The organism is Amycolatopsis sp. NPDC059027 (genome assembly GCF_042739735.1).
In the GTDB taxonomy this organism is placed as follows: domain Bacteria; phylum Actinomycetota; class Actinomycetes; order Mycobacteriales; family Pseudonocardiaceae; genus Amycolatopsis.
The window spans coordinates 1-7,157 of sequence record NZ_JBHYIK010000076.1 but is presented as its reverse complement, the minus strand read 5'-3'; the positions used below and the strand labels follow the sequence as shown (position 1 = coordinate 7,157).

Below are 7,157 nucleotides of genomic sequence, written 5' to 3'. Positions count from 1 at the left end.
GTGAATGCCACATTGAGGGACTCTGATTCCCTCAATGTGGCATTCACGGACGACCAGGGGTCTCGGGCGCGTTCGTGCCGGGCGAGATGCTGTCAGCCCACCACTGCGATGCCGTCGGGGTCCAGGGTCAGGCGCACGACGTCGCCGGGCCGGACGTCCGCTGTCACCGGGGCCACGGCGTCCACAGTGGACACATCCGGGAGCCCCAGCGCCACCACCAGCCGCACGTGCTCACGTCGGTGGACCGCGGCCGAGACCTCGCCCGTGACCCCCGAATCCGTGGCGCCGGAGTCCGCGACCCCGGAGTCCGTGAGCCGCAGGGCATGGGGCCGCAGTCCCAGCCGCACCGGGCCGTCCCCGGCCTCCGGCAGCGCGACCTCCCCGAGAGCCGTCCGCACGGAACCACCGGAGGCGACACCGTCCACAAAGGTTGTCACGCCGAGGAAACGCGCGACCCCGTCGTCGGCGGGCTGCTGCCACACCCGCCGCACCGCGTCCTCCTGCCGGATCTCGCCGCCGTCCAGCACCGCCACCCTGTCCGCCAGGGTGAACGCCTCCTCCTGGTCGTGCGTCACCAGCAACGCGGTGATCTTGCTGCGCCGCAGCAGCGCCGCCAGGTCGATGGCCAGCTGCTCCCGCAGTCCGGCGTCCAAACCGGACAGTGGCTCGTCGAGCAGCAGCAGCCGCGGCTCCGGCGCCAGCGCGCGGGCCAGCGCGACGCGCTGTGCCTGACCGCCGGACAGCTCGGTCACCCGCCGCCGCTCGTAGCCGGCGAGCCCGACCAGGTCCAGCAACCGCCGGACCCGCGCGGCGCGCTCCGCGCGCGGCACCCGGTGCATCCGCAGCCCGAACGCGATGTTCGCGGCGACGTCGCGGTGCCCGAACAGCTGCCCGTCCTGGAACACCAGGCCGAACTCGCGCCGGTGCACCGGGACCGCCGCGAGATCCTCGCCGTCCCAGTTCACCGTGCCCCGCGTGACCGGCTCCAGCCCGGCGATCGCGCGCAGCAACGTCGACTTCCCGGAGCCCGACGGGCCGAGCAGCGCGAGCACCTCGCCGTCGGCGATGTCGAGCCGCACGTCGCACACGGCGGCAAACGATCCATAGTGGACGGTGAGGTCCCGTACCGACAACGCCATCAGAACTCTCCCACCGCGCTGCGGCCGCGCACCGCGCCGAACCGGTCGATCAGCACCACCGCGAGCACGGTCACGATCATCAGCAGCGCACACGCCGCGTACGCCATCTGGTTGTTCAGCTCCCCCGGCCGCGAAAGCAGGCCCGCGATCGCCACCGGCAACGTCGGCGCGTCCGGCCGCGCCAGGAAACTCGTCGCGCCGAACTCCCCCAGCGCCACCACGTAGCCGAACCCCGCCGCCGCGACGAGGGAGCGCAGCGTCAGCGGCAGATCGATCTCCCGCCACACCCGCGCCGGGCTCGCGCCGAGCGTGGCCGCGGCCTGCCGCAGCCGGACGTCGACCGCGCGCAGCACCGGCAGCACCATACGCACCACCAGCGGAATGATCACCAGTGCCTGTGTGAGCGGCACGAGCAGCGGCGACGTCCGCAGGTCACCGGGAAGGGCGTCGAGCGTGACGAGATAGCCGAAGCCGACGGTCACCGCCGACACCCCGAGCGGCAGCATCAGCGCGGCGTCCATCGTCTCGCCCATCCCCCGCGCGAGCCGCCTCGGCGCCCGGCGCAGCGCGACCAGCACCACCGACGCGGGCACCCCGATCGTCATCGCGAGCAGGGTCGCGTCGGTCGCGGCGCGCAGCGAGTTCATCGCCGCCTCCCAGCCGGTGACCTGCAAGGTGCCCGACACACCGGTCCCGGCCAGCGCACGGAAGCCCGCGAGGCTCCATCCGTCCGATGTGGACACCGACTGGACGAGCAGGGAGACGATCGGTGCGAGCAGCAGCGCGACCACGGCCAGCGCCGCGCCGACCACCCACCACTCACCGCCACGCGGCCGCCGCGCACCGTCCACACCGGACCGGACACGGGCCGCGCTCTCCCGGCGTCTGCGCGCGACCGCGCCCACCACCAGCGCCGCGACCACGGCGGCGAACTGGACGAGCGAGAGCGCCGCCGCACCCGAAAGATCGAGCAGGTTGACCGTACGCAGGTAGATTTCGGTCTCCAGCGTCCGGTACCGCGGACCACCGAGGATCAGCACCACGCCGAAACTGGTGGCACAGAAGAGGAACACGACCGCGGCGGCCGAGGAGATCGCGGGCGCGAGCGCCGGGAGCGTCACCGAGCGGAACGCCCGCCACGGTGACGCGCCGAGTGCCCGGGCGGCGTCGGCGGTCCGAGTGTCCAATTGCGACCACAGGCCGCCGACCGTCCGCGCGACGACGGCGACGTTGAAGAAGGCGTTCGCCAGTACCAGCGGGAAAACCCCGCCGTCCGGCCAGATCGTGCGGAACGCCAGCCCGACGACGACGGTCGGGAGCACGAACGGCACCAGCACGAGCGTGCGGACCAGGGTCACCCCTGGCAGCCGCACCCGCGCCAGCAGATACGCGACGGGCAGGCCCGCCACGACGGCGATCACCGTCGATCCGGCCGCGCTCGCCACGGTGAACCCGGCCAGCCGCCACGTCTGGGCGTCGCCCAGCACGGTGCCGACGCCGCCCGCGGTGAACCCGCGGCCGACGATCGCCACGACCGGCCAGGCGAAGAAGACCACCAGGAACGCGATCGGCAGCACCCCGAGGAGCGTGAGCCCCGCGCCGCGCGCGGTCCAGCCGGTCCGCGAGATCAGCCCTGCACGAGCGAGCGCCACTCGGAGATCCACTTCTCCCGGCCGGCCTGGACCTTGTCCGCGGGCAGCTGGGCCGGTTTCTGCGGCAGCGGCGCGGCCTGCGCCCAGCCCGCGGGCAGATCGACACCCTGCCGCGCCGGGTAGACATACATATTGGCCGCGACCGTCACCTGGAACTGCTGCGACAACAGGAAGTCGACGACCTTGCGGGCGCGCTCGACCTGCTTGCCGCCCGCGAGCACCCCGGCGTATTCGACCTGGCGATAGCAGGTGTCGAGCAGTGCCTTGGTGCGCGGCTTCCCGTCATTCCCGAGTTCGGCGGCGGGAGACGAGGCGTAGGAGACGACGATCGGCCGCGGCCCCTTGCCGGACGAGCCGGAGAAGTCCTTGGTGTAGGCCTCTTCCCAGCCACTGTCCACCTTGAGCCCGTTGGCCTTCAGCTTCTGCCAGTACTCCTGCCAGCCGTTCTCGCCGAACTGCGCGATCGTGCCCAGCAGGAACGCGAGACCGGGCGACGCCGTCGCCGGGTCCTCGGCGACCATCAGGTCCTTGTACTTCGGATCCGCGAGATCGGCGTACGACGTCGGCGCGGGCAGCCCCTTCGAGAGGAAGTAGCCGGTGTCGATGTTGACGCAGACGTCGCCGACGTCGACCGCGGACATCCGGTGCTCCTGGTCGACGGCGTAGCGCTGCGGACCGCGATCGGCCTCGGGGCTGGTGTACGGCTCGAAGATCCCCTCGGACAGCGCTCGCGACGCGAAGGTCGAGTCGACGCCGTAGGCGACATCGCCGATCGGGTTGGCCTTCGTGAGCACGAGCTTGTTCGTGAGCGCGCCGGCGTCGCCCTGCTTGAGCACGGAGATCTTGATGCCGGACTGCTTCTCGAAGGCGTCGAGCACCTCCTGGGGCGCCGCCCACGAGTTGTGCGTCACCAGCGTGACGGTCGCCGACTGCGGTGCCTGGCTCGACCCGCCGGACAGGGAGCAGGCACCGGCGAGCGCGGTCACCGTGCCGAGCGCGACCGCCGTCTGCACGGCCCTGCGTTTCATCGGTCCTCCTGTGTTTATGCGGGACACACCCTCGGGTGCGGGTGTCCCGTATGAGCACTGCCGGTCGGTGGAACGAGCAGAGCTTCGCGATTGTGTGCTCATTCCACCTCCTGTGCTCTGCCGGACAAGAGGCGGCCTGATCGACAGGGCCTCCCCGACCGGCATGATCCGGAATCAGGTGCGAACGGTCGCGGACGGAAACGCCCGCCTCTCAGCCCGGCCGCACCGGACTCCCGTGGCAACCGTGCAGCGTAGCGGAGGAGGCATCACCATGGAGACATGGCGGAACTCCTCACCGAAGAACAGGCCGACATGGCGCTCACCGACCTCGCGGGCTGGCAGCGCGACGGATCGACGATCGAGCTCAAGGTGGAGCTCGCGAGCTTCCCACAGGCAATCGAGGTGGTGGACCGGGTCGCCGTACTGGCCGAGGCCGCCGATCACCATCCCGACATCGACATCCGCTGGCGAACCCTCGTCTTCCGGCTGAGCACGCACTCGGCCGGCGGGCTGACGGTGAAGGACTTCGCGCTCGCTACCCAGATCGACGGGGTCCTCGCCGCCTTGTGACCTTCGCTACCTGCGACAACATGATCGTCCCCCTCGCGCGTCTCCCCAACGAAGACGCGCGACGGAAGGATGCGGGATGACTCAGGCGATCATCGTGGGTGGGATGGCGTTCGTGGCGATGGTGGCGGCCGGGGCCGGGGTGCTGTGGTTCACCGCGCGGCACCGCCAGTCCGACAACTGAGGCCCTCTCACCTGGTCAGAGTAGCCGGAAAGTGATCTTGGACACACTGGCCGTCCACCGGTAACACGAACCTTGATCAGCGCGCTGTTCCTGCGGAAGTGCCGGCCTCGCTCCGTAGGGACAGCTCATGAACAACACCCCCGCCCTCAACGCCGCCCAGCGCGCGTGGATCTCCGTGTTCGCGACCGCGGTCACCCTGGTCTCGATCATCGTGCTCGGCGTGCTCGGCTGACGCCGACCGATCGAAGGCGTCCCGCGCGGCCATCAGCTCCGGCAGATGCCGCGCGGCCCATTCCCGGCAGGCCTCGATGGGCGCCAGCAAGGTGCGTCCCAGCTCGGTGATCGCGTACTCGACCCGCGGCGGGATCTCGTCGTAGGCGCGGCGCGTGATCATGCCGTCGCGCTCCAGCGAACGCAGGGTCTCGGTCAGCACCTTCGGGCTGACCGTGCGCAGGGGCACCCGCAGCTCCGAGAACCGGCGCGGGCCGCCCTCGAGGCAGAGCACGACCATGCCGCCCCATTTGTCGCCGATCCGGAACGGTGTCACGCTCGAGGGACATTCCGGCGCGAACATGTCCGGCTGCAACGGCTGCATTCCGCCGAAGCTAGCCAGCCTGCGGCTGCGTGGCAACCACGCCGTCGACGAAGAGTATCCGCCGGTCCAGCGCCGTCTCACTGAGCTTCCGCGCCTCGATGTACTCCGGCGATTCGTACCACTCCCATACGCGGGCCATGTCCGGGAATTCGAGAACCACCACCCGGCGCGCGGCCGAGAACTCCCCTTCGGCCGCTTCGGGCTTCACCCCGCGCGCGAGATAGGTACCGCCGTACTGCGCGATCGACGCCGCGGCCAGCTCGCGGTAGCGCCGCGCCACGGCTTCGTCGAGGACTTCGGATTCGGAAATCACGTAAGCGCTCATACCCCCGATCATGACCGCGTTTCCGGCGCGGAACCTGGTGCGGCGGGTACCGGGATGCGCGCCACCAGCCGGGCCGAGCACACCGCAAAGAGGACAAAAAGGGCCGATCGGAGGTTGTTCTCCCGTCCGTCCCGCTATTGGCTACGCAGACACGACGTCGATGAGGTGAGGGGTGTCCCATGGCTGGTCTGCGCAGGCGTGACGTGCTCGCGGGTGCGGTGGCGTTGGCGGGCGCGGCGACGATCGGGCTGAACCCGCCCGCCGCGGCCGCCGCCAACCGCCAACGCCCCGGGACGCCGTACGCGCCCTCGCTGGACTTCGGCGACTACCCGGTGGTGGCCCGCGTACGGGCGCGACGGGCACTGGAGCACCTTCGCGTGCTCAGCGACCACATCGGCACCCGAGTCGCGGGCACCGAAGGGGAACTGCGTGCCAAGGACTACCTCGCCCGCGTGCTGCGCGAACTGCATTACCAGGTCACCGTGCAGCCGTTCCCCATCGCCGACAAGTTCCTCGGCTCACTGCGCGTGGGCCGCGACACCTGGCAGACCGGCTCGTCACCGCAGGCACAGCAGGACGTCACGCGCGAGGCAGCCGTGATCGACGTCGGCGCGGGCGACACTCTGCCCGCCGATCTGACCGGCAAGATCGTCCTCATCGCGGCCGTGCAGAACAACGCGGAGGCCTATCGCCTGGCGGCCGAGCGCGGCGCGGTCGCGGTGCTGCTCGGCCGGATCGGCGCCGACCCCGCGCGCAAGCTGTCCGCGTTCTCGCCCACACTCACCGCGCCGGTCGCCGTTCCGGTGCTTGGCCTCGCCCAGGTCCAGGTGGAACGACTGCGGAAGCGCCTCGCCGAGGGCCCGCTGCGGGTGAGCGCGTCCGCCGTGCACCACAAGAACCTGACCTCCCACAACGTGATCGCCGAGCGCCCGGCCACCTTCCCCGGCCGCGACGACGGAGTCGTCATGGTGAGCGCCCACTACGACAGCGTCCCCGGCTCCCCCGGCGCCAACGACGACGGCAGCGGCACCGTGCTGTGCCTCGAACTCGCGCGTGTCCTGCGGCACCTGCCGACCACTCGCGCGGTGCGATTCGCGTTGTGGGGCGCCGAGGAGTACGGCCTGATCGGCTCGAAGCACTACGTGGGTCAACTGTCCGATGTGGACGCCCGGCGCATCCGCGGCTGTTTCCAGAACGACATGGTCGCCACCAGCTACGACCCCGCGACGGTGTACTGGCTGCTTTCCGTCGACGGCGCCGACAACGCCACCACGCAGGCCGTCGGGTCCGCCGCCAAACGCCTCGGCTACGACCCGCGCGTGCGCGGCCCGGTGGCCCGCGGCTCGAGCGACCACGTACCGTTCTTCGAACGCGGCATCGCTGCGGCGAACTTCAGCTGGCGCGGCGAAAGCGGCCCCGCCGTACTGGAGCCGACCTACCACACGCCGGAGGACACCATCGCGGACAACGTCAGCCTCGAACGGCTCCAGGTGTCGCTGGAGCTGATCGGCGCCGCCGCCTACAACCTGCTGCGCGCCTAGCGGTCCGGTTTCCCGTCTACGGGCGTGCGGGGCGGGGGGGGGGGGGGGGCGCGGCGCGGCCCGTCGCCCGCGGGGCGGGGGCGCGCGGGGCCCGCCGGCGCCACCGAGCAGACGGCCCCGGCGCGG

At 71.2% G+C, this 7,157-nt stretch carries 7 protein-coding genes; 2 read left to right on the top strand and 5 right to left on the bottom strand.

The annotated features are described in order from the left end of the window. Positions 1-92: 92 nt before the first annotated feature. From ACFWY9_RS37035 to ACFWY9_RS37025, 3 genes are read right to left on the bottom strand one after another with little or no spacing between them, the layout of a single operon-like run. A complete protein-coding gene (locus ACFWY9_RS37035) occupies positions 93-1,139 on the bottom strand; it encodes an ABC transporter ATP-binding protein (protein ID WP_378341086.1) in 1,047 nt (348 codons plus the stop codon). Continuing rightward, entirely contained in the window at positions 1,139-2,791 is a 1,653-nt protein-coding gene (locus ACFWY9_RS37030) for an ABC transporter permease (protein WP_378341085.1), read from the bottom strand. Before ACFWY9_RS37030 ends, ACFWY9_RS37035 begins: the two co-directional genes overlap by 1 nt. Then, positions 2,767-3,819, bottom strand: a complete 1,053-nt coding sequence (locus ACFWY9_RS37025) for a thiamine ABC transporter substrate binding subunit (protein WP_378329350.1) — start codon at positions 3,817-3,819, stop codon at positions 2,767-2,769. Before ACFWY9_RS37025 ends, ACFWY9_RS37030 begins: the two co-directional genes overlap by 25 nt. A 279-nt stretch (positions 3,820-4,098) precedes the next feature. Here ACFWY9_RS37025 and ACFWY9_RS37020 point away from each other — a divergent pair, with 279 nt between their 5' ends. Further along, positions 4,099-4,389, top strand: a complete 291-nt coding sequence (locus ACFWY9_RS37020) for a 4a-hydroxytetrahydrobiopterin dehydratase (protein ID WP_378329351.1) — start codon at positions 4,099-4,101, stop codon at positions 4,387-4,389. Positions 4,390-4,646: 257 nt separating this feature from the next. Here ACFWY9_RS37020 and ACFWY9_RS37015 read toward each other — a convergent pair whose 3' ends face one another. Both ACFWY9_RS37015 and ACFWY9_RS37010 read right to left on the bottom strand, forming a co-directional pair. Beyond that, the gene (locus ACFWY9_RS37015) at positions 4,647-5,165 is read right to left on the bottom strand and encodes a winged helix-turn-helix transcriptional regulator (protein WP_378341084.1); all 519 of its coding nucleotides are present in this window, start codon (positions 5,163-5,165) and stop codon (positions 4,647-4,649) included. Positions 5,166-5,175: 10 nt separating this feature from the next. Then, the gene (locus tag ACFWY9_RS37010; protein ID WP_378329353.1) at positions 5,176-5,490 is read right to left on the bottom strand and encodes a DUF1330 domain-containing protein; all 315 of its coding nucleotides are present in this window, start codon (positions 5,488-5,490) and stop codon (positions 5,176-5,178) included. A 179-nt stretch (positions 5,491-5,669) separates the two neighbouring features. Here ACFWY9_RS37010 and ACFWY9_RS37005 point away from each other — a divergent pair, with 179 nt between their 5' ends. After that, on the top strand, positions 5,670-7,031 hold the full coding sequence (locus tag ACFWY9_RS37005) for a M20/M25/M40 family metallo-hydrolase (protein ID WP_378329354.1): 1,362 nt from the start codon (positions 5,670-5,672) through the stop codon (positions 7,029-7,031). Positions 7,032-7,157: the final 126 nt, after the last annotated feature.